The following is a 22,478-nucleotide window of genomic DNA, read 5'->3' on the forward strand; positions in this document are numbered from 1 at the left end:
CTGCTGCCTTGCCGACGCTAGTCGCCCGACAGGGGGATGCGAATCTTCTGGCCCGGGAAGATCAGATTGGCATCCTTGATCACCTCGCGGTTCGCTTCGAAGATGCGTGGATAAGCGTTGGCATCGTCATAGAACCGTTTGGCGATGGCCGAGAGCGTGTCGCCCTTCTCGATGACGTAGAACTCGACCTTGGCGGTCTGTGCCGGGGCCTCGAGCTGATCGGCCTTGACCTCCCCGACGCCCTTGACGTTGCCGGCCATCAGCACCGCCTTCTCCATCGCCTCCGGACTGTCCGCGTGTCCGCTGAGCGACACGATGCCGTCCTTGTAGTCGACCTTCAGGTCATTGATCCCCGGGTTGTCCCGTTCGATCTCCTCCTTGATCTTCTCGCTGGCCTCGGCCTCTTTGCCGAACAGATGCTTGCCGACCTCTTTCGCAAAGTTGAAGAGCCCCATGGTGTTCTCCGGTGTGTGGCAGGCCGTGATTGATCGACCGGGATTGGTGAAAACCCGAGCCGGCGCCCGGAACCTGAATGAAAAACTCGGCCAATTCAAAGTGGCGAGAAGGATAGACACAAGCACACCGCCCTGTCTGTCGGGTAAAGTCCGTCAGGAAATCCCTGACAAGGGCGACGGGCGCGACCAGACGCGACCCTCCGGGAGCAGTCCGCCCGTGTCTTGCCATCCGATGAAACGGCAGCTCAGGCGGCCTTGGCGATCTGACGAAGAAGCCCTGACTTGTGGCGGTCCGGGTTTGCGACGTAAATTCCGCATTTATGAACGGCAGTACCATTCCTTGGGCCGATAGGGCGCCGAGGCTGAGGAGGCCGATCGCTCCCGTCATCCCGGGCAGGATCTCTTGCGTGGTTTTCTCGAAACGACCCTATTCGGCGGAAGGACCCTCATGCCTCGACGAGCCCGGAGTACAAAACTCATGCGCATTCGCTTGGTCGTTTCCTTCTGCGCGGTCGCGACACTCCCGTGTGGAGCAGTCGCAGTCATGCAAGGGACCTCGGCGCCACCCGCCCGCTCAGCCGCCGACATTGTCGTGAAGGGTGCGCACGAGAGCGAGGTGCGCAGCGCCGTGTTGGAGAACGGACCCTTGTTCCCGGTCGCAATGACCGACAGCTCGATCCCCGAGATAGAGCCGGCCGATGGCGCATCACCCACCGTCACCGTCTTGGGCGAGGCCGTCCACACGACCGACCCCGAGGCACTGCAGGAGGCCATCCTCACACCGCTGTTCGATCGTTATGCGGCCGAGCACGGGATCGAGGCCGAGCCCGCCGAGATCGATACCTTTGTCGAGCACCTGCGGCAAGGTCTGGCAGCCGAGGGACTGACCGCGGAAGAGGGGCTGACGCCGGAGGAAACCGCCGAGATCGACGGCATGCGAAGGGACGTGGCGCGCGCAATCATCCGGCAGTGGAAGATCAACAAGGCGCTGCATGCGCAGTACGGGGGCCGCATCATCTACCAGCAGCTCGGACCCGAGCCGTTGGACGCCTATCGGGAATTCCTCCAGCAGCGCCGGGCCGAAGGGGCGTTCAGGATCCAAGATCCGGCCCTGGCGGAGGGGTTTTGGCGGTACTTCACCGATGAATCGATCCACGACTTCATGACCCCGGGCGGCGCCGACGCGGCACGGGCCTTCAAGGTCCCGCCTTGGGAGGACACCCCATGATCCAGTTGGAAGCGGCCTACGGCGGACCGAGCCAAAGCGGCTTCGGCAGTGCCGTGTTCCAAGAGACCTTGCACAGCACCGACGACCTGACGCAAGCGGCGCTGTCGACCTACAAGACCTTCGTGGGGCCGCTCTGGGACCGCTTCGGCGAGCCGGCGTGGATGGGGCCCTGGAGAGAGGTCTACGTCAGAAACGCCGGCACAACGCCGGACATTACCGCCGAGCTGCGGGCCATCATCGACCCCGACGCCCGGCTGTCCGTGCCCATGATCCTGGACACCAACGACCGCCCCGACGCAGCCCGCGCCGCCTTGTCCGCCGCCTTCGACGACTCGGCGGTGACCGAGCTTCGCGTCTTCAACCTGGGGGACGGCGCGGCGATGTCGGGGTTATTGATTGCGGCTCGGCGCGGGGCCAGCGGCGAGACCGGATTTCTGATCTTCCTGATGGACTGAATCCGCTGTTCCGGAGTCGCGTCGTCGGTCAGTGACTCATCATAGGCTCTGTCAACAGCGAACGATTCAAAAACAACCGAAACACGTAGGATGGGTAGAGCGCAGCGAAACCCATCCACCCCGCTCAGACGCCTCATCCCCCCAATCCGATTTGCGCCCCGGAAAGATGGGCTTCGCTGCGCTCCACCCATCCCCAACGCTCAGACGCCCAATCCGGGTGGCGCCGCTGAAAAGATGGGTTTCGCTGCGCTCTACCCATCCTACCCCCGACTCAAGGTGTTCACCTTGGTGTTGAATCTTCACTCGGATGGTTCAGGGTTTGGTCATCGCGCGGGATTCGGATGGGACAACGACAGCGATGACGTAGACAAGGACCGCGTTGAGGATCCCCAGTGCCGACAGAGTCGCCAGCCAGATCAAGATCAGGGTGACGCTTGCGGGTGCTGTCGTCGGTTCTCCGGTGAAAGGAAGCATGAGAGGGACGAGCCCCACCACGAGCCCGGCAAGCAACCCATCGCGAAGAACGCGACGGGCTCGTCCCGGGCGCCGCCGGCTGGACCAGGATGCATAGTCCGGCAGTCGCACGTAGACCGCGACGGCGCAGACGAAAACCAGAGCGACGAGCCACCAAAACCCGATTGGGGGCGGATGATCGGAGCCGGCGTACAAGATGCCGATCCAGATCCCGAAGAAGGCGATGGCAGTCCGAGCCCGGATTTTGATGGTCATGGCGGCAAGAAGCGCGGCAACATCCGTAAAGTCATGACGCTGCGCGGCCGCCCTGCTTCATCGTGCAAGCGCGACCACAGCCTCCTTAGCCGGACTGCCATGTGTGTCCGCGATCGCCGGACCCTGAGCCGATCCCGTTCGAGCGCTCGGTGTGCAGACCGGCAGCGGGAATGCCCCAGGATCCGGTTCGGATCAGTCGTTGATGATCATCTCCAGCCGATAGTTGGCCGCCTCTCCCCGGCGTGCGGCGCTGCGCATGAGGTAGACACGGATCTTGTAATCTCCGTTCGCGGGCAGGATACCCTCGAATTGGTTGCCCGATGTGGAGCCGATGAACATCGCCTCGTCGTTTTTTCCGGGTGCCAGGATGTTGAAGTAATTGGCCGAATTGTCGGTGGCCATGCTGACGTTCATGGACTGGCCTGCCCGTGCACCCAGGACATAGTCCACGCTCTGGTAGCCCTTGATGGTGTCCTCCACCGTTGCGCTGGTTGCGCCCTTCTTGAACTGGACGCGCTCGGTCCGGGTGTCGTCGGCCGCTGCCGCGGCGCTGACCAGCAGGGCGACGCCGAGCGCCATGAGCAGGTTTTTCATGTCTTGAACCCTCCGATTGGATGAATGGCCCGCGGATCGCGTCGTCGCCTCTCGGCAGAACCGATCCCGAGCCGCGGTTGCCTCGCCGGGAGGCGGATAGACCGAGCGCGCTTCGCTGCCCGGGATCAGCCGCAGGGAATCATCCGCCGGTGATCAGCGCGTCGGCGAAGCGATAATGCTCTTGGTCGTTGGCGGTGACCGTCCACTGGTCTGCGTCCTTCGTGACCCGCAGCGGGGCACCGTCGCGGGCGCTGAATTCGCCCTGCGAGAAGGTCAGCACGCGGTAGGCGGGACGGTCGCGCACGGCGATGTTGGAGATCCAGATCTCGGCGCCGCCGCCGGGCTTGCGGACGACGCGCCAGCCGCAGGCCTGATCGAAGGTCGGGGCGCCGGCGGAACAGGGCATGGTTCCGGAGGCATCGTACGTCGATGGGCCCATGTCCGGCTTCACGCTTGGCTCCTCCACGCAGCCGGCGAGCGAGACGACGAGGCAGGACGCGGCGGCTCCGAGCGCGCCGCTGCGGATGCTGTGGTTCAAGAATCAGACTCCTATAGCTGAGTGGTAGACGCTTATGGCCTGGGCCGGGAAGTCGAAGATCACGCCCTTGTCGCCGAGGCCGGACGTGCGATACACGGGCACGTTGCGAACGGTATCGCGGAAGTTCCCGGGCTGACTGCCGGCGGGCTCCAGCCCGTACTCAGTCCCGTCGTCGAGCGCGATGCGCACGAATCCCTGTTGTTGCCGCGTTGGATCAAGAGCGGCGAGCCCCGGCACGACCCTCCTCGCAGCGGGGCGCGCCGCAATGGACAGCTCAACTGAACATCGATTTGATGCGGTCGATCGAGTCCTTGACGCCGACTTTTACCTGCGCCCACGTCTCTTCCGCCTCGTCCTTGAGCGCCTCCCATTTGTCGTCGGCGGCGTCCGCGATCCGGTCGCGACGCACGGCGAGCTCGTCCCACTTCAGCTTCAACTCGGCGATCTGATGATCGACCTTCTCCTTGACGTCATCCGAGGCATCCGACGCCTTATCGCGCAATTGAGCCAGATCCGACTCCCACTCATCGAGCTGCGCCTTGAGTTTCGCCACGTACTCGTCTTTCGTCTGCATCGTCGGTACTCCCGTGATCGAGGTTCGGATTCGCAAACAGTGTGACGCAATGATCATGTCGCTCGGACACGAACCGAGTGAGGGTAGACCATGACGAACGGCCTGTCTGTCGGGAAACTCCTGACGGAAAAACCTCGGCCTGTTCCCGTCCGCGACTCTCACCAGACTTGTCATCGCCTCGCTTGTAACACCTGCGAAACGGCCTGCAAAGCTTGTCCACGCCGTCGACACCTGTTGTCGCTCACGTTGCTCCGCGACCTTTTCTCAGATGAATCCTCGCTGGATCTTCCACTTGGCGCCACCGCTGTTGTCGAGGATTGGTGAAAACACGCTCTCCCAGCCCGCGCAGGATCTCCAGGGCCGCCGGGAAGTCCAGCCCCTCGATCTGCCGCAGCAGCTCCCGAGCCTCCCCGGGCCCTTGCGTCTCGGCCCAGCGCTCCAGCCAGGGCAAGTGGTCGAGCGCGCGGGTATTGCCCGCCTCCAGCAGTGCCTCCAGCTCGCCGACGCGCCGGCGCCGTTCCGCACACCCCGGTTCAGCGGCCCCGGCGGATGTCTGCATTTCCGACGGCGTCTGCAGCTGAGAGAGCACCGCGAGGGCGGCCTCCGCACTGGCAAAGAAGCAGGCCCTCGAGTCGGCATCGACGGGGCCGTCGCTTGCGACCGCCCGCTCCAGGCGCTCGGCCGCCGCGGTCAGGTCCTCCGCGCCAATCGCTCCCGCGGCCCCGCGGAGGCGATGAAGAAGCTCGCCGGCCCGCGCCCGATCCCCGGCGTCCAAGGCGGTTCCGATGGCGGTTGCCGCCTCGGGGTACTCTGCGAGGAAGGCCCGTACCATGCTGCGCCAGGCGTCCGGGGCCAAGTCCAGCCAGCGCTGCACGTTGGCCGCATCGAAACCGGGCAGCGTCGGCGCTTCGGCGAGCGCGGCAGACGCCCGTCGCGGGACCTCGATCGCTTCGGTCGCGGGCCGCAGCCGGTGGCACAGCTCGGCATAGAGGGTTTGCGGTTCCAGCGGCTTGGTGAGGTAGCCGTCCATGCCCGCGGCCAGACAACGCTCGCGCTCCCCGACGAACGCATTGGCCGTCAGCGCGATGATGGGTAACCTCCCGTTCGGCAGCGCGCGGATGCGACGACATGCCTCCAGTCCGTCCATCTCCGGCATGCGGACGTCCATGAGCACGATGTCGAAGTCACCGCGAGCCGCCGCATCGACCGCTGCGGCACCGGTGGCGGCCAAGGTGACCTCCATGCCGCGCCTGCTCAGCAGATCATGGACCAGCACCTGGTTGACCGGGTCGTCCTCGGCCACCAGCACCCGGATACCCCCCAGTGTCAACGGCGCCGGCACCGGCGCCGCCTCCGCGGCCGCCTCCACGGCCCTGGGGAATGCCAGGCTGAACCAGAAGCGGCTGCCCTTGCCCTCGACGGACTCCACCTCCAACCGGCCGCCCATCAGGGCGACCAGGCGCGCGCTGATGGCGAGTCCCAGGCCGCTGCCGCCGTGGCTGCGGATGGTCCCGTTGTCGAGCTGGGTGAAGGCCTCGAACAGCTCGGCACGGCGCGCCTCGGGGATGCCGATACCGGTGTCGGCGACCCTGAACGTCAGTCGCAGCTCGGCCTCGTTCTCGTCCTCCACCCACGCCGCCAGCGTCACCGTGCCCCGGACGGTGAACTTGACCGCGTTGCCGAGCAGGTTCAACAGCACCTGGGTGAGGCGCAGCTCATCGCCGAGCAGCGTGCCGACTGGCTCCGCCGGCCCCTCGATGCGTAGCTCAAGCCCCTCGTCGGTGGCCTGCTGTTCCACGATCGCCCGTATCCGCGCGAAGATCGCGTCGAGCTCCAACGGCTCGCACCGCGGGTGCAGCTTGTCGGCCTCGATGCGGGACAGGTCGAGGATGTCGTTGATCAGCGCCAGCAGGGTGTGGGCCGAGAGATCGATCTTGCGCAGGTACTCGCGCAGAACCGGCGCGGGGTGGGTCTCCATGGACAGGCGGGTGAAACCGATGACGGCGTTCAGGGGGGTGCGGATCTCATGGCTCATATTGGCCAGGAAGACCCCCTTGGCCCGGTTGGCTCGGTCGGCACTGTCCTTGGCGTGCAGCAACTCGGTCTCCGCCTGTTTGCGCCGCCCCACCTCGCGATGCAGGCGGTGGTTCCAATACAGCATGGTCGCGAAGATCAGCAGCGCCGCTGCGAACACCTGCCACAGTAGCCTGTAGTCAGGGGCGGTGACCAGGTCGCGCAGCAGCCACGTGTTGTGAATCGCGGCGCGCTCCTCCGGGGTAATCGCGGCGATGGCGCGATTGATCAGCGGCAGCAAGGCGGCGTTGCGCCTGCTCACCATGACCTCGAGCTGGAATTGCACGTCCGTGACCCCGATGAGCTTCACCCGCCCCGGCGGGAAGCCCTCGATCTGCTGATGCAGCACCGGCAAGATGTCGACCGCGGCCTCGGCTCGGCCTGCCGCGACCGCCTCCAGGGCCGCGCGCGTGTCATCCACCAGCACGAAGTCGATCCCCGGGGACTGGGCCTTCAGCAGGAGGTGGGCGCTGTAGTCCCGGCCCACGGCGACGCGCCGCCCGTCCAAGGACGCGGTGCCGGCGTAGATGCCTGCATCCGCCGCGCCGGCGACGGCGATGGGATAGCGCTCGTAGGGGTCGGAGAACAGTGCGAAGCGCTCGCGGTCCGCGGTGCGCGTCGTGGCGGCATAGAGGTCGATGTCGCCCCGCTCCATGGCCGCCAGGATGTCGCTGAAGGGTTGCCGCTCGGCGCCGGCCTCGCGCAGGCCGAGCTTGTCCCGGATCAGCCGCCAGTAGTCCTCGGCCACACCCGTCGGCGCGCCGTCGGCAGCGGCAAAGTCGAACGGGATCCACGCCGAGGCGAGGGCGCGGCGGAAGACCGTCGCATCCAGGTAGGCGCGCTCCGCGGCGTCGAGATCGACGTCGCCAATGCCCGTCTTCCGCGCAAACCAGCGCTCCCAGATGCGCTGCTTTTCGGCTTCCGGCATCGCCGCGAAGGACTTGTCGAGAACGGACGCCAGCAGCGGCGCTTGCCTGCTGACCCCGAAATAGTGCCCGCGACGGCTGCGTTGGCCATCGAACACGGCAATCGCCTTGGGTTCGACATCGGTGAGGAGCGCGCGGCGCAGCACGGCCTTGCCGGACTCTGTCTCGCTGATAGCGGCGTCCGCCTGGCCGGTCGCGACCAGGCGGAACATCCCTTCGGCGTCGGTCGCGGTGATCATCCGCGTCTCCGGCAGATACTCGGGAAACCGCGCATTCCAGGAATATCCGGGATAGGTCGCCAGGACCTTGCCGGCCAGGGATTCCACGTCTTTGATATCCCGAACCTCTTTACGGGCGAAGATGCTGAGGGTGAACTCGGCGCTGCCTTGGGAGAAAAACAGGACACGCGCACGCTCCGGGGTGGGATTCACCGCCAGGGTGACATCGAGCGCGCCCCGTTCGGTGCCTTCCGTCACTTGCGCCAGCGTCAGGACGCGAAACTCGGGGCGCAGGCCGGCGCGTGCCGCGATGTCCCGCATCAGCTCGACCAGATAACCGTCCACCCGGCCGTTCTGCTCCTGGATGTAGGGCGGCAGCGGGTAGGCACCGACCCGGATGGTCGGATTGGCCGCGATCCAGGCACGTTCTTCGTCGTTGAGATCCAGCGGTGCCTGTATCCCGCCGTAGGCCGCCGAGGTCAGCCAGTGCTGACGAATGGCGATGTGCTGGTCAGCCGTGATGGCGTTCAGTCCCTTGTCGATGAGCGAAATCAGCGGGGCCCATTCCTTGCGCGTGACCATCGCCTGCTTGTGCTCGCCGAAGGGGGTGGGGCCGGCGATCCTAAGATTCGTGATGCCTTGAGCTTGCATCAGGTAATCGGTGACCAGAAGGTTGCCGACATAGGCATCGGCAGCGCCGGTCGACACCACCAGCAGCGCGTCTTTGGTACTGTCCTGGACGGACAAGTCGATGGCGGGTTCGGCGCTTTCCAACAGGCCGTGCATGACATAGCCACGCTCGACGGCGACTGTCCTTCCACGCAGGTCGTTCAGCGTGTGAATGTCCCGTGTGTCCCTGCGGGTGAAGATCGTCCAGGGCGAGGACAGGTAGTCCTCGCTCATGGCCAGTGTCGCCAAACGTTCGTCGGTCCGTTTCGCGGCCGGTAGCAGATCGTAGTGACGGTGCGCCCCGGCCATGTCCTCGAACCCCTCGGCCCAGGAGTCATCGGCGGGAATGAATCGGAAATCGATGTCGAACAGCTCGGCGATGAGCCGCAGGTAGTCGACCGCCATGCCATCGGCGCCGGGCTTGTTGATCTCCCATGGTGGGTGCTCGCCGATACGCACGCGGACGCTGTGCTTCTCCGCGAGCCAGGCGCGCTCATCCGCGCTGAGGGTGATGTTGGGCTGTTCCTTGTTGCCCCACTTGCGCAGGATCTCCATCATCTCGACCGGGTCGATGGCCTTCAGCGCCTTGTCGATGATGCCGAGCAGCGGGGCGTGCTGTTTGAGGATGGAATAGCGCAGGTCGAGCTTGCTGCCGGGCACCGCAAACCCGAGGTGCAGGTCCGGCAGCATGTTCTCGGTCGCGATCCACTGCAGGTTGGCGCTGGAGATGGCCGCATCCACCTCGCCATTCTGCACCGCGACCGCCAGCGCTAAGGGGCTGTCGAACCCCACCTGCACGATGGCCGGCCAGGCGTCGAGTAGCTTCAGGTCGGACAGGTTGCCGCGCAGCACGCCGACGCGCTGCCCCGAGAGGTCATCCATCGACGCGATGGGGCGGCCCGGGCGCGTGAAGATGAACTTGTGCGTGCTGTAGGGACTCGCGCTGAACAGGAAGCGCTTCGCTCGCTCGGCATGGCGGGCGGAGGCCGCCAGGCCTTGCAGCTCGCCAGCCTCGGCGCGTACCACCATGTCGGCCCACTCGCCCAAGACCAGCTGGATATTGGCCCCGGTCAAGCCGTTGATGCGCGCGATCAAATCGGCCTCGATGCCGGCGGCGCTCCCATCATTCTCGCGCCAGACGAAGGGGCGCCAGCCGGCGTCGCTGCCGAGCAGGATACGGGGGTTGGCGTCCAGCCAGTCGCGCTCCGCCGGGGTCAGCTCGACACCCTGGCCCGCGACGGCCTGGAATGTGGGCAGCCAACACAACAGTATCAGCAGTATCGAAAGGACTTTTGCGGGGTACACGTCGTCGCTTTGTTCGTCGCGGTTCCCGGTGGTAACGGTCGTCGGTTGACGCTATTCGCGGCAGGCTCAGCTCATCGCGCCGGCCGTGTTGGCCGGCAGCGCGCGATCTCTCACTGCCGTCAGGGCCACGTCGTGGATATTCAAGGTGGTGCGCATCGGCTTAATATTTCCCGAGAGGCGTGGCCGCCGCGAATTGACGACGCTCCGGTGCGGCGAGGACGATTGTACGCCCAATCAGAACGAGCACCGAATGTCACCCGAAACCCAGCAGCGCTCGGCAACGATCCTCATCATCGACGACGAGCCCGTCCAGATCCGCGCCATCGTCGCCGAGCTGAATGCCCTCGGCTTCGAGACCCTGATCGCCCGCGACGGGGCCGATGGTCTGCGCAAGGCCGAGCGGGGCCTCCCCGACCTGATCCTGCTGGACATCCGGATGCCCGGCTGGGACGGCTACGAGACCTGCCGGCGTCTGAAGGCGGACGCGACGACCCGCGCCATCCCGGTGATCTTTCTCACCGCGCTGTGCGACACGGCGGAGAAGCTCCAAGGCTTCGAGGCCGGCTGCGTGGACTACATCACCAAGCCCTTCGACCATCGCGAGGTGCTGGCGCGAGTCAGCGCGCACCTGCAACAGCGCCACCTGTTCGCGCGCATGGCCGAGCAGGTCGAGCCGCCCGGCGAGTTGCAGGCGACCCCCGCCGGCCGCGAGCACGCGCATCCTCGGGATGCGGATCAGCCCGGCTTGCGTCTCGTCTATCGCGCCATCGACATCCTGCTCGACGAGATGGCCGACCCGCCCTCGCTCACCGAGTTGGCGCACTGCGTCGGCACCAACCAGGTGCGCCTCGGCCGCGAGTTCCAGACCCACCTCGGCATGAGCACCTTCGAGTACCTGCGCGAGCAGCGGCTGGTCCGTGCCCAGGAGCTCCTGACCACCACGGACCGGCCGATCCAGCAGATCGCCGACGCGATCGGCTTCAAGCGGCCCGGCGACTTCGCCACTGCCTTCCGGCACCGCTTCGGCATGACGCCGCGGGAGTACCGCAAGGGGCACGGTTAGCAGCAGTCTGGCGCCCGCGGCCTTTCAGCGCGAGCGCGCCCGATGGCGTTTCACGTGTCGCCAACCGGACCATCTTCGTCCCCTTCCGCACCCGCGCGGGCGAAGTCCGCCCCGCCGTTACCTGCCGCCTCCGCGGGCTCGCGGCCGCCTGGCATTCACCCGATCCCACAGGGGCTCCCGTCCCGAGCCACGGGCCACCAAAAGTTGGCTGGCCAAACAGATTGTTTGGTTTGCCGAACTGCTTGGCCGCAAGCGGCTGTCTTTCACGGAAACCTGATGCAGAATTTGCCGCCGTGATCGACGCCGTCCCAAGGGCTTATATGGCCCGCGACTGCCGGAACGTTCATGCAATGCGACGCGTTGCTTTGCTTCTAGGCAACGCTTCGCTTGAGGTCGCCGATAGTCAGGGAGAGGCCGGGGCGACCAATCCGAAACGATCAGCTTTGGAGACGCAGATGAATCCGAATACCGCGCTCAAAAGGGGCTCTCTTCTCGTGTTGCTCGGCCTCGTCGCCGTCCTCATCGCCGCCACCCCCGCCGCTTTTGCCTCCACGGCCTCGGAGCGGGAATACCAGCGCGGCTACAACGACTGCCTCCAGGGCCGCTACGACCAGAACCAGCACGGCGAGTCCTACAAGAAGGGCTGTCGCGCCGCCGAGGATGGTCAGAAATCGGGGGCGCCTTCGGCAAAGCATGCCCCCGCCACGACGAGCGGGGCATCCAAGGCCAAAATCTCGGATCTGAAGGGCATGGACTCGATCAAGGCCTTCGACGTGATGACCTCGAGAGGTTTCACGAACGTCGACACCATTTCGCAAGGCAATGCGCTCTACGGCATCTACTACAACGCCAAGACCCAGCAATGTGTGCAGCTGACCAACGCCAACGGCCGCGTTGAGAGCGCGAACGACATCGGCACGCATCCGAACTGCCGTTGAGCGCCCGCCGGCATGGCGGCCGCCGCGCCGATTCCGGCTCGCGCTGCCGGCGCAGGTCTCCACGGACAGGGATACGCCGCGAATCTCGCGGCGCGCCGGCGTGAACAATGGTCGTCGCCTTCAGGCTCGTCTATCTCTGCGCGGCGCTCCTCTCGAGCGCCGCGGGCGTGCTCGTCGTTGCCAGCTTCTTCATTCCGGATCGCGCCCCGGGGAACACCGAATTCCTCGGCATCCACCTCGCTGTGGGCACCGTCTTCCTGGGCGCGGGCGTCCTGCTCTTCGGCATACGGCGGCACGTCGCCGGTATTGCGGCAAGGGCGGCGGACGTGGACGATGCCGAGACAGCGCAGGAGCTGGCAGCCCATCTCAGCCGGCTTCTGGCATACCTTATCGCTGGAGGCGCCTTTCTCGGCGCGGTGCTCGGCGCCATGACCTATGGGATCCTGGAGCGCATCGATCAGGGTTTTGCGGTGTTCGGGTGAACCCTCGCGTGCATTCAGCGCCGCGAATGACGCCGCGCCCGGCACCCGCATCGGACGATCAGGGCGGCGCCCGCTTGCCCGGGTCGCCGGAACGTTGGGAGTACCGACATCGCAGCATTGATCGGAGGTCTTGAAGACGATGAAGCAGAAAGCGTCGGCGGTCCTGATGGCCGCCCTCTCGATGGGCTGGGCGCTGCCGTCCGCCGCGGACTCGACGCAGGCCCGCTGCGAGATCTACCCGAAGGGCTCGGACAAGATGCAGACGATGGTGCCCTGCACCTTCGGCCAGCGGCAGGGCTACATCACCATTACCCGCGAGGACGGCGTAACCTATGAACTCTCGCCGGTCGGCGACAGGCCGGGCAACTTCCGCGACCAGGACGGGCGCGCGGTCTATCGCCAGAGTGGGCTCGGCGAGGCGGGGCTGATCTTCCGCTTTCCGACACAGAGCGTCTTCGTCTACTGGGACAACGCCGCGAGTGCGGGCGCCGCGGCGGACAACGCCACCGCGCCCTTCGCCACCAAATATGAAGGTGGCGAGTACGACGCCACCACGCTGCTGCGGTGCAAGACTGCGGGCGACACGGAGTTCGGAAATTGCCCGGCGGGGATCCTGCGGATGGACGGTGGGCAGGCGTCGATCGTGATCCAGAGCCCGCACCGAGCGGAGTTTACGGTCAACTTCAAGACCGATGCCGTCAACGCCACCGTAGGCGACGTGACGGCCAAGTTGAACGGTGACCTCTGGACCGTCACCCGCGACAACGGCGAGGTCTACGAGGTACCGCTGTCGGCCATCGAGGGCGGGTGAGGGCGCCCTATCTACGGACTTCGAGCTCGGATCAGTGTTTCTTGATCCTGGCGACGGCGAATAGGAAGAGTGCGGCGCCGATGGCGGCCGTGATCGGGGCTCCGACCAAACCGACTTCGAGGTCCACGGGGACAAGGCCGAAGAGAAACCCGCCGCCGAAGGCGCCCAAGATGCCGACTGCCACTCGGCCCGCCAGGCCCGGGCCGCTCCCGGGCATAAGCCGTCCGGCGACCACGCCGGCGAAGGCGCCGATGAGCAGGAATGCGATCAACAGGCCGACGACGAGACTGGTGACGTTCAAGATAAGCTCCTTGACTCATCGAGCGGTGCGCGAGCCGTTCGAGCATGTTACCGAATCCGCGCGGGGCATACGATTCAGGTTGCGACGCCATGGTTAAAACCGGAGCAAACCCCGACCTGCACCGCCTCGGGTCGACGCAGAGCGTCGCACTTGGCCTCGCCGGGACCGTGGCCCCGAATCTGGTCATGGGCGCACTGACCGCGCTCGCGTCGAGGCCGCAGGTGCCCGAGCTGGTGGAGTTGGCGCGCCAATTCCGGGTCTATCAATGCACCCAGGGGCGCGGGTCCGGTTGTGGATTCCGATGGAGCCCGAAAGCGGTTAGGATCGGGGAACGCTGACTCACGTGGCAATCATCCCAGCCATGCCCGCGACCATACTACTGTGCGACGACCACACCCTGGTCCGCGAGGGACTTGCGGCGTTGCTGCGACACCGCACCGACTGGACCGTGGTGGCGGAGGCGGCCGATGGCCGAGAGGCCGTGGAGCTGGCTGCCCGGCTGCAGCCGGACGTGGTGCTCCTGGACGTGGCCATGCCCCGGATGTCGGGCACCGAAGCAGCTGCAGCCATCCACGAGGCGGCGCCGGCCATACGGATCGTTGCCCTGTCCATGTTCGGCGACGCCATGTCTCGGCGTGGCATGTTCGAAGCCGGAGCCCTGGCCTATGTGCTAAAGAGCAATGCGGCCACGGACCTCTTCGCAGCCATCGACGGGGCGTTGCGAGGCGAGACCTACCTCAGCCCGGCCCTCGCCGAGCCGACCGCTCGGTCCGACACGGGCGCTACAGACCCCGAGAAGATCGAGCTCACCGGCCGGGAGCGCGATGTGCTGCGTCTTCTCGCCGAGGGTCGGCGCACCAGAGATATCGCCACGGACATGGGGATCAGCCCCAAAACGGTCGAGACCTACCGCAGCCGCATCGGCCACAAGCTCCGTATCGAGACCCTGGCCGGTTTGGTGAAGTACGCGATTCGGGCGGGGATCGTCCGAGGTTGAGCGCGCAGGATGGGTAGAGCGCAGCGAAACCCATCTTTTCCGTGCCGGCTCCAACGGTCGTCAAGTCTGCCGGCGCCGATCCCATCCAAGGACATCGCGTACCGCACCGGGCGCGGCTCAGGGTCGCCGCGTAAAGCGTGATTGGCGGGCCATGAGCCCTTCGATGCGCTGGCGGATATCGCGCAGGCTCAGGCGCCCGACCGGCTGGCGGCTCGCAGCCCTGGCCGCATCCGCGGCGTCGACGCGTTCCTTGACGATGCGGGCGAGACGCTCGGCCAGTTCCGGGCGTTTGGCCAGCAAAGACCGCAGGCAATCCAGGTCGATCCGGATCAGGGTCACATCGCTCTTGGCCCGCAGCTCCAGGAAGGAGGGCTCGTCGGTCAACATGGATGTGATCCCCAGATGGTGGCCCGGGCCGAGCACCTCGGTCACCTTGCGGGTGCGATCCGGCAGCGTGATGGCGGCCTCCACGAGTCCACCGACGATCACGTAAAAGGCATCGCTCGGCGCGCCTTCGACGAGGATGACATGCCCGCTGTCGAAGTGAGAGTAGACACTGCGCGCAGCGACCTGCTCGAGCTCCTCCTGCGTGAGCAAGCCCGCCACATCCAAGCCCTTGAGCGCGAGCAAGATCGTCGGCGGCTCGGCCTGGACCACGGCGGCTCGACGCGTATGCAGCTCATGGACCTCCGGCGCGATGCTGATCCCGGCGCGTTGCATGGCCCAATGAATCTCGCGGAACAGCTCCTCGCGACCGCGAAACACCGCGGGATAGTTCTTCAAATGGACCCACACCATGTACTGATACGGGATGGTCGTCGCATCCGCGAGACGAACGATCGGATGCGGGAACTTCAGAATGCTTTCGCATCGCAAGGCCGCGTCGAGAATCAGTGCCGTGGCAAAGCGCGGATCGACCTCGGCCGGGATCCGAACGAAATACCAGGGCGCAAAGAGATGCTGGTCATCGTGTAGATTCTTCAGCGGCTCGCCGGCCATCTTTGAATTCGGAATGACATGGGTGGCGTTGTCCCAACCCCGCAGGCGAGTGGCGCGCCAGTTCAGGTCAATCACCTGCCCGACGGTGCCGTCGCGCAGCTCCACCCAATCACCCATCTTGAAGGGCCGCTCGATGCCGAGTGCGATCCCGGAGAAGAGATCCCCGAGTGTGCGCTGGAGCGCAAGACCGAGCACCGCTGCGGCAACGCCGGTGGAGAGCCATATCCCGGTAAAGGAATAGCCGCGCTCCCACATCAAGATCGCAATCCCCACGAACATGAGCGCGCCATAGATCAAGCCGACGACGAGCTTGGGCACGCGCTCGGGCAGGGCGTCGTCGGCCTTGCGCAGGATCATCACCTCGATCAGGCGAGCCAGCAGCCAACTGGCGACCAGATAGCAGACGATCAAGGTCCCGGTCCGGACCCCGGCATTACCCTCTTCGAGCCCGATCCAGGGCGTGAGCTGCAGGATCAGACTCCCCGCCACGAGCACCAAGGCAGGCCACAAGAGCAGATCACCGACGGCGAGTGTGATCGGAAAGCGTTTGCCCAGTCGGCGCCCCTGGAGCGGCCCCGAGCCGAGGCGCCAGAGCATGAGCACAAACGTCACACCCAGTAAAACGGGCCAATGCAGTTGAGCCAGTCGTTCGAATAGGATCATCGTTTCTCCGGGCGGTCTGCGCGCAACCGACGCTCGGCGCCGGGCCGAGAGGTTCGAATGCGTGCCCCGCCTCGTCGCCTGGCTCGGGTCAGTGTTGACAGTGCACGCAATAGAAGCTCGAGCGTTGTCCGATGCGCCGCAGGCGTAGAGGCGCGCCGCAGGCGATGCAGGGCTCGCCGGTGCGGCCGTAGACCCGCAGCGACTGGGCGAAATAGCCGGGGTTGCCGTCCTCCTGGACGAAGTCGCGCAGGGTGGTGCCGCCCTGCGTGATGGATGCCTCGAGCACGCCGCGGATCACCTCGGCAAGACGGCGGTAGCGCTCGAGGCCGATCCGATGGCAGGCGCGTGCCGGATGGATGCCGGCCAGAAAGAGCGACTCGTTGGCATAGATGTTCCCGACCCCGACGACGACGGATGCATCCATCAGAAAGATTTTCACGGCGACCCGACGTTGTCGACCCAAACGGTGGAGGTGGTCCCCGTCGAACGCCGTCCCCAGAGGCTCGGGCCCCAGGTCGCGCAGCAACGGGTGGCATCGCTCGGCAAGCTCGGGCGTCTCCGGGAGCCACAGAAAAAGTCCGAAACGACGCGGGTCGTGAAACCGCAGACAACGCCCGTCGGTCAGCACCAAGTCGAGATGGTCGTGCTTCTTCGGCGCACTGTCCGCCGGAACCACCCGCAGGCTTCCGGACATGCCCAGATGGATGAGGAGACTACCCTGATCCAAGCCGATCAAAAGATATTTGCTGCGACGCGACAGGGACCGCACGGCTTGGCCCGCCACGCGCTCCGCAGTCTCGGGGGGGATCGGGCGGCGCAGCCTCGGGTCCCGCACGATCAGACGCTCCACGCGCGCGCCGTCCAGATAGGGACGGATACCCCGGAGCGTGGTCTCGACCTCCGGCAACTCGGGCATCAGGGTTGACCCCTTTGCGGCGCGGGATCCTCGGGCACGGGACCCGTATCGGCAGAATCCGGGGCGAAGGGATCCAGACCGAAGCCCTCGGGGAGCTCTCGCCCCGTCTCGACCCCGAAACCGCCCTGCCCGACACCGTCCCGCGTCAGCACCTCCTCGCGAATCATGTCATGCGGGCGCAGCCGGACCTCCGGCGGCGAGCCGAGCGGGAGCTCGCCGGAGAGGGGGGCGTCCGGGTCCATCAGTGAATCCAGTGTGCCGGGGGATTCGCGCCACTCGGAATCCCCCGGGGGTGGCGGGGCTGGATCCGGGGCGAAGACGTCCGAGCCGGGATACGCGGCGGATTCCGGCCAAGCGGCGTCGCTCGGCGCGGCATCCGGGGCGACGTCCGAGCCAACGTCCAAGCCAGCAAAGGGCGGCGCAACCGCGCCCGGCGGCGTCGGGTCGATCGCGCGGGGATCCTCGATCAGCTCGGGGGCATCGCCGAGCACGTAGGTCAGCATCAGATCCGGTCGCGTCCAACGTCGACCGTCCTCCGACACCCGATAGCGCACCCGCGCCCCGTCCGATGCGCTCACCTCGAGCAGCGCACCGGTCGGCTCGCCGATCAAGGGCTCGACCCGTTCGGCGACCAGGCCCGCGAGCCGAGTCAAGGTCCCGCCGCTCAGCGGGACGCTGTTGCGTGTGGCAAACACCGGCACGAGATCGCGCGGGATCGGCGCGCGTGCGACAGCGTCGAGCGGCGGCGCGATCAGCATATGCTGGAAGCGGTCCGGGATGAGGTGGACCAGGTCGTCGCTCGCGACATAGCGCCATTGCGCGATCGGGTCCAGACCGCCCATCGCGATCTCGGTCGCGTCCAGACGCAGACGCAGCTTGACCGGGTCCAGACCCAGCTCGTCGAGCGCGGCGGCCTGCGCCGGAACGCTGCGCAGGAGCGGCGCGTCGCGGATCGCCAGCAAGGCGGCGACGCGGTCCGGGTCTGCATCCACGTCCCACGGAGAGCGCATCCGCCAACCGGAGACGAGGCGCTCGAGCGCGATGGTCGGCTCGCCCTCCCGGACGATCTCGATCAGGTGGGGCTCGGGCGTACCCGAGCCGGCCAATGTCGGCGGGGTACGCGTAACGGCGAGCTCGTGACGGATCCCCCAGACGAGTGCCGAGAGGACGAGGATCAGAATCAGGTTGAGGATCCAGCGCGATCTCATGACTCCCTCCAGCGCAGCCAACGGATGCCGAGCCCGATCACCAGGAAGAGCGCAGGCAAGAGGGCCAGGGATCCAAGGCCGACCCGGACCCGTTGCTGCTCGTCCAGGACGAGCGCAACCGGCTCGCGCGGGTCGGGCGGAAGCACCGTGAGGTCGCCGGGATCGCTCAGCCAAGTCAGCAGGGCAAGCGCGAGCGCCCGATTCCCGTAGGCTCCGATCTGGGCGTTGCTCGCGAAGTCGCCGTCTCCGACCACCAGGACACGCTGCTCGCGGCCATTTTCCGGCACCGGACGACTCAGGGCCAAGACGACAGGGAGCGGACCGGACTGCTCGCCGACGACCTCGTCGCGGTCGATCAGGCCGTCGAGCCGACCGGTTTCGTTCCAGCTGCGCGCGCCGGTCGCCAGATAGGAATCGAGAATCCATCCGGGTGCGAGCTCGGTTGCGAAGGCGATGCTGCCGGGCAGCAGGGCCGGGACCTCGAGATCGGCCGAGAGCGGGTGATCCGGATACTCGGCGATAACCGCGACGGCCGGTGTCGCGACACCCAAGGCGGCGGCGTCCGCGTCGACGACCGTTCCGGGCAGGATCGTCAGACCCAGATACGCGGCCAAGGGCTCGAGCCCGTTGAGCGGTCCGGGGTCGAGCAGCCAGAGCAGATTGCCGCCCCGATCCAGATACGCGATCAGGCGCTCGACCACGCCCGGAAAGAGCGAAATGCGCGGCGTGGAAAGCACCAGGATCCGGGTGTTGATCGGCACCTCTTCGACCCGGCCGAGATCGAGCGGGCGTGCCAGGAATCCGCGCTCGGACAACTCCCCGCCCAGACGGCCGAGATCCGCGCCCGCCTCGCCCTGGATGGCGCGCTCGCCGTGACCCTCGATCACGGCCACCCAGGGGACGCGGCTCGCACCGAGCCGGGCGATGGCGGCGCTGATCGCCCGCTCGCCCGCCTCGGCAACGGTCTCGCGTCGCCCGCGATAATCGAGCAGGATCTGTCCGATCAGCGTCACTTCGGCATCGCGGGCGCGTTCCGGAAAGAGCTGCGGGTCCACGACCTCGATCCGCATGCCGGGCTGCGCCTGTCGGTAGCGTGCGAGCAGCCGCTCGATCCCCTTGCCCAGCGGGCTCGCCGGATCGGCAAAGACGGTCGCACGCAGCGGGCCGTCGAGCCGAGCGAGGATGGCCAAGCTCTCGGGCGTGAGACTGTTGCCGCCGTCGGCGGTCCAATCCCAATAACGGTCATGACGGGCGACCAACCAGCCGCCCGCGATCAGCATGGACAGCAGAAGCATGAGAAACAGCGCATCTGCAAGCGGGCGCTCGAGGCGGCGAAGCCGTGTCGTCACAAGGGTCAGGATGCGCTTCACTGCAGGACCCGGTTCGCGAGTCGGCGGTGGGTCAGGGCTAAAAAGAAAGCCGTGAACCCGAGCAGATAGACCAGATCGCTCAAACGTACCGCCCCGAGTAAAAACCACAAGAGGTGCTCGTTCCAAGAGAGCCAGCCGAACAGCGAGAGAGCATGCGCACCCAGCGTCTCGACCCGACCGACGACGGAGAAGACCAGCAGGATCGAGAAGGCGGCAATCACGGATGCACCCGTTTGAGCGCTCAGGCTAGAGGCATAGAGCGCGACGGCACAGAACATCATGCCGACCAGCCAGAGGCCGAGTGTCGCGGCGGCGATCTGGCCCGGATCAAGCTCGGCGCTGCCGGCGAGCAGCGCGATGTTGAGGACCGGCAGCAGACACAGCGGCGTCATCAGGATCGTCAGCGCGAGAAACTTCCCCGTCACGAGCTCGCCGATACGCACCGGCGCGGCGGCCACCAGCTCGAAGCTGCCGTCGCGAAACTCCCCGCTCAGCATCCGCATCGCCATCAGGGGCACCGCGAGCATGAGGATCACGGCGGCGAATCCGAAGAGGTTCAGGGCAAGCTCCAGCGTCAGACTTGCGACCCGCTCGTCGGCCCCAAGCCCCGTGAAGTCGTCGACCACCTTCAGAAAGATCCAGGCAAGCACGACCTGCCCCCCGCCGAGCAGGATCCAGGGCAAGGGCGACACCAGCGCGCTGCGCAGCTCGCGGCCCGCGATCACGCCGATCATGCCGTGCCTCCCGCGCCGATCAGATCGAAGAAGACGCGCTCGAGGTCCGGGCGCTCCGGACCCAGCTCGCAGAGGTCCAACCCGGCGCCGAGGATCTGGCGGGACAGATCGGCGGACTCGGCGCCCTCGGTCAGGATCACCCGAAATCGGTCTTCGCCCAAAACAACGGCAGCCTCGACGCAGGCCAGACGCTCGAGTCGCTCGGCCCCCGAACAGGCACCGGAATCGCCCCGCGGGCGCAGACGCACCCGCCAGAGCGCGGTCGGACCGAGCACCCCGAACCGGTCGCTGCGCAGCATCCGGCCCTGATGCAGTACCAGGACACGATCGCAGACCGCTTGGACCTCCGACAGGATATGGCTCGAGAGGATGATCCCGCAGTCGCGCGACAGGTCGCGGATCAGGCCACGGACCTCGCGGATCTGCACCGGATCGAGTCCCTCCGTCGGCTCGTCGAGGATCAGAAGCTTCGGACGGTGCAGGATCGCTTGGGCGATCCCGAGCCGCTGGCGAAAACCCTTGGAGAGTTTGGCGATGAGTGTGCGACCGACCGCGTCGAGCCCGCAGCGCTGTTTCGCCCGATCCACAGCATCGGCAAAGTCCACGCGCGGCACGCGATGCAACCGGGCGCAGTGGCCCAGATACTCGTCGACCCGCAGCTCCGGATAGAGCGGCGGGCGCTCGGGCAGATAACCCAGATGCCGCTTGGCCGCGACCGGGTGCCGCGCAAGGTCGATGTCCAGGATCTCGACCCGGCCCCCGCTGGGCGCAAGTGTCCCGCTGAGCAGGCGCAGACAGGTCGTCTTGCCGGCCCCGTTCGGCCCGAGAAGCCCCAACACCTCGCCCCGTCTCAGCTCGAAATCGAGGCAGCACAAGGCCCGGCGGGCTCCGAAGCGACGGCTGAGATCGGTGACGCGGGCGAGTGTGTCCATGACGCGGGAACGATACCCTGTGCGTGCGGCATTGCCAAACCGCTCCCTATCGGGCGGTGGACGGATCGACAGTCACCTTGAATAATGTCCGGGAATCGTTCTGTCCTCGACCCGAGCGGGCCCCACCTTAAACCGCATCCGGAGCGAGATGCTGAATTTTCGAGTGCGCTCGACGTTTGGTGCATCCACGGCCCTAAGCGAGGATGCGGTTTGAAATAATCTATTTTTTAATACCTTAAACAGGACCGGCTCCAGCGGTCGTCAAGCCTGCCGGGGCCCATCCCATCCAAAAACATCGCATGCCGCGTTGGGCGCGGTTTAGCAGCCCCCCGGAGCAGAGAATCGAACATGTGGCTGAACCTGGTTTTCCTGTTGTTGCTCGCACTCATCATCATGCCCATCGCCGTTCTGCTCTTCGGGGTCACGCGCTGGCAAGCCGGCACGAGCCGGCTGCAAACGCGCTTGGAGAACGGACGGGGCAGGATCATCCCGAACACCTATGATTCGAGCGAGTTGGAGGGACTGCCCGAGCCCGTTCAACGCTACTTCCTCGTGAGCTTGAAGGATGGCCAACCCATCATCTCCGCAGCCGAGCTGGGGCTCGAGGGAGAGATCGACCTCGGACGCGCGCGGGGCAAATGGTCCCCTGCAACGGCGACCCAATCGGTGGTCATGCAGAGTCCCGGATTCCATTGGGACGCCCGGGTGCGCATCGCCCCGGCAACGAAGATCTTCGTGCTCGATGCCTATATCGCCGGCACGGGCATGCTGAAGGCCGCGCTCTTCGGTCTCTTCCCGGTCGTGAAGGTCCCGAGCAGCCCGGAGCTGACACATGCCGAGCTGATGCGTTTCCTCGCCGAGGCACCTCTGTACCCGACGAAGCTCCTGCCCAGCCAAGGCGTGGTTTGGGAGCCGATCGACGATCGCTCCGCACAGGCCACGCTCGCCGACGGCGATCTGAGCGTATCGCTTGTCTTCGACTTCGACGAGGCCGGCCTGATCGGCGGCGTGCGCGCGAGCGGGCGTTACCGTGCGCTGGACGGGAAGATGGTCCAAACACCCTGGGAGGGCAGCTTCTCGGACTACAAGGAACGCAGCGAGATGCGGATCCCGCTGCGGGCCGAGGTCGCCTGGATCCTGCCGGAGGGGCGCACGCCCTACTGGCGCGGTCGTGTCATCGACATCATGTACAAGTTCTCCGCCTGAACCGCCGGAACCGCCGGAACCGTGGCTTTGCCGCGGACACACCCCGGCCGATGGCATCGCTATGATCGGCGATCGTAGCCCGAGAATTCCGGAG

23 protein-coding genes are annotated in these 22,478 nt (G+C 66.3%); 9 read left to right on the forward strand and 14 right to left on the reverse strand.

Going from position 1 to position 22,478, the window contains the following annotated elements:
- Window positions 1-17 precede the first annotated feature (17 nt).
- Window positions 18-455 carry a peptidoglycan-binding protein LysM gene (gene lysM / locus THIMADRAFT_RS15615; RefSeq protein WP_007194040.1) on the reverse strand — a complete coding sequence of 146 codons (438 nt, stop codon included), beginning with the start codon at window positions 453-455 and terminating at the stop codon, window positions 18-20.
- A gap of 544 nt (window positions 456-999) precedes the next feature.
- Between lysM and THIMADRAFT_RS15620 the strand changes: the two genes are divergently transcribed.
- Together THIMADRAFT_RS15620 and THIMADRAFT_RS15625 are read left to right on the forward strand one after the other, a co-directional pair.
- Window positions 1,000-1,683 carry a hypothetical protein gene (locus tag THIMADRAFT_RS15620; RefSeq protein ID WP_050799590.1) on the forward strand — a complete coding sequence of 228 codons (684 nt, stop codon included), beginning with the start codon at window positions 1,000-1,002 and terminating at the stop codon, window positions 1,681-1,683.
- Window positions 1,680-2,138, forward strand: coding sequence for a hypothetical protein (locus THIMADRAFT_RS15625; RefSeq protein WP_007194042.1), 459 nt, complete (start codon window positions 1,680-1,682; stop codon window positions 2,136-2,138). The genes THIMADRAFT_RS15620 and THIMADRAFT_RS15625 overlap by 4 nt, the downstream gene beginning before the upstream one ends.
- Before the next feature lie 312 nt (window positions 2,139-2,450).
- Here the strand turns inward: THIMADRAFT_RS15625 and THIMADRAFT_RS15630 are convergent, their stop codons facing one another.
- The 6 genes from THIMADRAFT_RS15630 to THIMADRAFT_RS24865 all read right to left on the reverse strand — a co-directional run bounded on the left by THIMADRAFT_RS15630 (window position 2,451) and on the right by THIMADRAFT_RS24865 (window position 9,725).
- Window positions 2,451-2,867, reverse strand: coding sequence for a hypothetical protein (locus THIMADRAFT_RS15630; protein WP_007194043.1), 417 nt, complete (start codon window positions 2,865-2,867; stop codon window positions 2,451-2,453).
- Between the two features lie 192 nt (window positions 2,868-3,059).
- On the reverse strand, window positions 3,060-3,461 hold the full coding sequence (locus THIMADRAFT_RS15635; RefSeq protein WP_007194044.1) for a hypothetical protein: 402 nt from the start codon (window positions 3,459-3,461) through the stop codon (window positions 3,060-3,062).
- A gap of 139 nt (window positions 3,462-3,600) precedes the next feature.
- Window positions 3,601-3,999 carry a hypothetical protein gene (locus THIMADRAFT_RS15640; RefSeq protein ID WP_007194045.1) on the reverse strand — a complete coding sequence of 133 codons (399 nt, stop codon included), beginning with the start codon at window positions 3,997-3,999 and terminating at the stop codon, window positions 3,601-3,603.
- Window positions 4,000-4,002: 3 nt separating this feature from the next.
- Window positions 4,003-4,236 carry a hypothetical protein gene (locus tag THIMADRAFT_RS15645; protein WP_007194046.1) on the reverse strand — a complete coding sequence of 78 codons (234 nt, stop codon included), beginning with the start codon at window positions 4,234-4,236 and terminating at the stop codon, window positions 4,003-4,005.
- 37 nt (window positions 4,237-4,273) lie between these two features.
- On the reverse strand, window positions 4,274-4,573 hold the full coding sequence (locus tag THIMADRAFT_RS15650) for a sll1863 family stress response protein (protein ID WP_007194047.1): 300 nt from the start codon (window positions 4,571-4,573) through the stop codon (window positions 4,274-4,276).
- A gap of 241 nt (window positions 4,574-4,814) precedes the next feature.
- Window positions 4,815-9,725 (reverse strand): transporter substrate-binding domain-containing protein, encoded by a 4,911-nt coding sequence (locus tag THIMADRAFT_RS24865; RefSeq protein WP_050799591.1) that lies wholly within the window; start codon window positions 9,723-9,725, stop codon window positions 4,815-4,817.
- A gap of 289 nt (window positions 9,726-10,014) precedes the next feature.
- Between THIMADRAFT_RS24865 and THIMADRAFT_RS15660 the strand changes: the two genes are divergently transcribed.
- The 4 genes from THIMADRAFT_RS15660 (at window position 10,015) to THIMADRAFT_RS15675 (ending at window position 13,058) form a co-directional block, all read left to right on the forward strand.
- Window positions 10,015-10,827 carry a response regulator transcription factor gene (locus tag THIMADRAFT_RS15660; RefSeq protein ID WP_007194049.1) on the forward strand — a complete coding sequence of 271 codons (813 nt, stop codon included), beginning with the start codon at window positions 10,015-10,017 and terminating at the stop codon, window positions 10,825-10,827.
- A gap of 455 nt (window positions 10,828-11,282) precedes the next feature.
- On the forward strand, window positions 11,283-11,765 hold the full coding sequence (locus THIMADRAFT_RS15665; protein WP_007194050.1) for a hypothetical protein: 483 nt from the start codon (window positions 11,283-11,285) through the stop codon (window positions 11,763-11,765).
- 107 nt (window positions 11,766-11,872) lie between these two features.
- On the forward strand, window positions 11,873-12,247 hold the full coding sequence (locus THIMADRAFT_RS15670) for a hypothetical protein (protein WP_007194051.1): 375 nt from the start codon (window positions 11,873-11,875) through the stop codon (window positions 12,245-12,247).
- Between the two features lie 139 nt (window positions 12,248-12,386).
- Window positions 12,387-13,058 carry a hypothetical protein gene (locus THIMADRAFT_RS15675; protein WP_007194052.1) on the forward strand — a complete coding sequence of 224 codons (672 nt, stop codon included), beginning with the start codon at window positions 12,387-12,389 and terminating at the stop codon, window positions 13,056-13,058.
- A gap of 31 nt (window positions 13,059-13,089) precedes the next feature.
- On the opposite strand, the gene THIMADRAFT_RS15680 is transcribed toward THIMADRAFT_RS15675, so the two are convergent.
- Window positions 13,090-13,359: a GlsB/YeaQ/YmgE family stress response membrane protein gene (locus THIMADRAFT_RS15680; protein WP_007194053.1), complete on the reverse strand. Its 270-nt coding sequence runs from the start codon at window positions 13,357-13,359 to the stop codon at window positions 13,090-13,092.
- Between the two features lie 89 nt (window positions 13,360-13,448).
- Between THIMADRAFT_RS15680 and THIMADRAFT_RS15685 the strand changes: the two genes are divergently transcribed.
- Together THIMADRAFT_RS15685 and THIMADRAFT_RS15690 are read left to right on the forward strand one after the other, a co-directional pair.
- A complete protein-coding gene (locus THIMADRAFT_RS15685; RefSeq protein WP_007194054.1) occupies window positions 13,449-13,697 on the forward strand; it encodes a hypothetical protein in 249 nt (82 codons plus the stop codon).
- 5 nt (window positions 13,698-13,702) lie between these two features.
- Complete coding sequence (locus THIMADRAFT_RS15690) at window positions 13,703-14,356, forward strand: response regulator (protein ID WP_139052858.1); 654 nt, start codon at window positions 13,703-13,705, stop codon at window positions 14,354-14,356.
- Window positions 14,357-14,473: 117 nt separating this feature from the next.
- Here the strand turns inward: THIMADRAFT_RS15690 and THIMADRAFT_RS15695 are convergent, their stop codons facing one another.
- The 6 genes from THIMADRAFT_RS15695 to THIMADRAFT_RS15725 all read right to left on the reverse strand — a co-directional run bounded on the left by THIMADRAFT_RS15695 (window position 14,474) and on the right by THIMADRAFT_RS15725 (window position 21,178).
- Entirely contained in the window at window positions 14,474-16,018 is a 1,545-nt protein-coding gene (locus THIMADRAFT_RS15695) for a mechanosensitive ion channel family protein (RefSeq protein WP_007194056.1), read from the reverse strand.
- Window positions 16,019-16,106: 88 nt separating this feature from the next.
- Window positions 16,107-16,934, reverse strand: coding sequence for a bifunctional DNA-formamidopyrimidine glycosylase/DNA-(apurinic or apyrimidinic site) lyase (gene mutM, locus THIMADRAFT_RS15700; RefSeq protein ID WP_007194057.1), 828 nt, complete (start codon window positions 16,932-16,934; stop codon window positions 16,107-16,109).
- Window positions 16,934-18,142 carry a hypothetical protein gene (locus THIMADRAFT_RS24870; RefSeq protein ID WP_007194058.1) on the reverse strand — a complete coding sequence of 403 codons (1,209 nt, stop codon included), beginning with the start codon at window positions 18,140-18,142 and terminating at the stop codon, window positions 16,934-16,936. Before THIMADRAFT_RS24870 ends, mutM begins: the two co-directional genes overlap by 1 nt.
- Window positions 18,139-19,512, reverse strand: coding sequence for a GldG family protein (locus THIMADRAFT_RS15715; RefSeq protein WP_007194059.1), 1,374 nt, complete (start codon window positions 19,510-19,512; stop codon window positions 18,139-18,141). Before THIMADRAFT_RS15715 ends, THIMADRAFT_RS24870 begins: the two co-directional genes overlap by 4 nt.
- Window positions 19,509-20,246 carry an ABC transporter permease gene (locus tag THIMADRAFT_RS15720; RefSeq protein ID WP_007194060.1) on the reverse strand — a complete coding sequence of 246 codons (738 nt, stop codon included), beginning with the start codon at window positions 20,244-20,246 and terminating at the stop codon, window positions 19,509-19,511. The genes THIMADRAFT_RS15715 and THIMADRAFT_RS15720 overlap by 4 nt, the downstream gene beginning before the upstream one ends.
- The gene (locus tag THIMADRAFT_RS15725) at window positions 20,243-21,178 is read right to left on the reverse strand and encodes an ABC transporter ATP-binding protein (protein ID WP_007194061.1); all 936 of its coding nucleotides are present in this window, start codon (window positions 21,176-21,178) and stop codon (window positions 20,243-20,245) included. Before THIMADRAFT_RS15725 ends, THIMADRAFT_RS15720 begins: the two co-directional genes overlap by 4 nt.
- A 348-nt stretch (window positions 21,179-21,526) precedes the next feature.
- Between THIMADRAFT_RS15725 and THIMADRAFT_RS15730 the strand changes: the two genes are divergently transcribed.
- Entirely contained in the window at window positions 21,527-22,384 is an 858-nt protein-coding gene (locus THIMADRAFT_RS15730) for a DUF6920 family protein (RefSeq protein ID WP_007194062.1), read from the forward strand.
- Window positions 22,385-22,478 lie beyond the last annotated feature (94 nt).

The organism is Thiocapsa marina 5811 (genome assembly GCF_000223985.1).
GTDB classification, from domain to species: Bacteria; Pseudomonadota; Gammaproteobacteria; order Chromatiales; family Chromatiaceae; genus Thiocapsa; species Thiocapsa marina.

Coding starts and splice junctions, on each gene's coding strand:
- THIMADRAFT_RS15725 (WP_007194061.1), bottom strand. CDS start 21,178: ATGGACACACTCGCCCGCGTCACCGATCTCAGCCGTCGCTTCGGAGCC.
- THIMADRAFT_RS15625 (WP_007194042.1), top strand. CDS start 1,680: ATGATCCAGTTGGAAGCGGCCTACGGCGGACCGAGCCAAAGCGGCTTC.
- THIMADRAFT_RS15665 (WP_007194050.1), top strand. CDS start 11,283: ATGAATCCGAATACCGCGCTCAAAAGGGGCTCTCTTCTCGTGTTGCTC.
- THIMADRAFT_RS15670 (WP_007194051.1), top strand. CDS start 11,873: ATGGTCGTCGCCTTCAGGCTCGTCTATCTCTGCGCGGCGCTCCTCTCG.
- THIMADRAFT_RS15720 (WP_007194060.1), bottom strand. CDS start 20,246: ATGATCGGCGTGATCGCGGGCCGCGAGCTGCGCAGCGCGCTGGTGTCG.
- THIMADRAFT_RS15635 (WP_007194044.1), bottom strand. CDS start 3,461: ATGAAAAACCTGCTCATGGCGCTCGGCGTCGCCCTGCTGGTCAGCGCC.
- THIMADRAFT_RS15685 (WP_007194054.1), top strand. CDS start 13,449: ATGGTTAAAACCGGAGCAAACCCCGACCTGCACCGCCTCGGGTCGACG.
- THIMADRAFT_RS15695 (WP_007194056.1), bottom strand. CDS start 16,018: ATGATCCTATTCGAACGACTGGCTCAACTGCATTGGCCCGTTTTACTG.
- THIMADRAFT_RS24870 (WP_007194058.1), bottom strand. CDS start 18,142: ATGAGATCGCGCTGGATCCTCAACCTGATTCTGATCCTCGTCCTCTCG.
- THIMADRAFT_RS15630 (WP_007194043.1), bottom strand. CDS start 2,867: ATGACCATCAAAATCCGGGCTCGGACTGCCATCGCCTTCTTCGGGATC.
- THIMADRAFT_RS15620 (WP_050799590.1), top strand. CDS start 1,000: ATGCAAGGGACCTCGGCGCCACCCGCCCGCTCAGCCGCCGACATTGTC.
- THIMADRAFT_RS15650 (WP_007194047.1), bottom strand. CDS start 4,573: ATGCAGACGAAAGACGAGTACGTGGCGAAACTCAAGGCGCAGCTCGAT.
- lysM (WP_007194040.1), bottom strand. CDS start 455: ATGGGGCTCTTCAACTTTGCGAAAGAGGTCGGCAAGCATCTGTTCGGC.
- THIMADRAFT_RS15660 (WP_007194049.1), top strand. CDS start 10,015: ATGTCACCCGAAACCCAGCAGCGCTCGGCAACGATCCTCATCATCGAC.
- THIMADRAFT_RS15730 (WP_007194062.1), top strand. CDS start 21,527: ATGTGGCTGAACCTGGTTTTCCTGTTGTTGCTCGCACTCATCATCATG.
- mutM (WP_007194057.1), bottom strand. CDS start 16,934: ATGCCCGAGTTGCCGGAGGTCGAGACCACGCTCCGGGGTATCCGTCCC.
- THIMADRAFT_RS15675 (WP_007194052.1), top strand. CDS start 12,387: ATGAAGCAGAAAGCGTCGGCGGTCCTGATGGCCGCCCTCTCGATGGGC.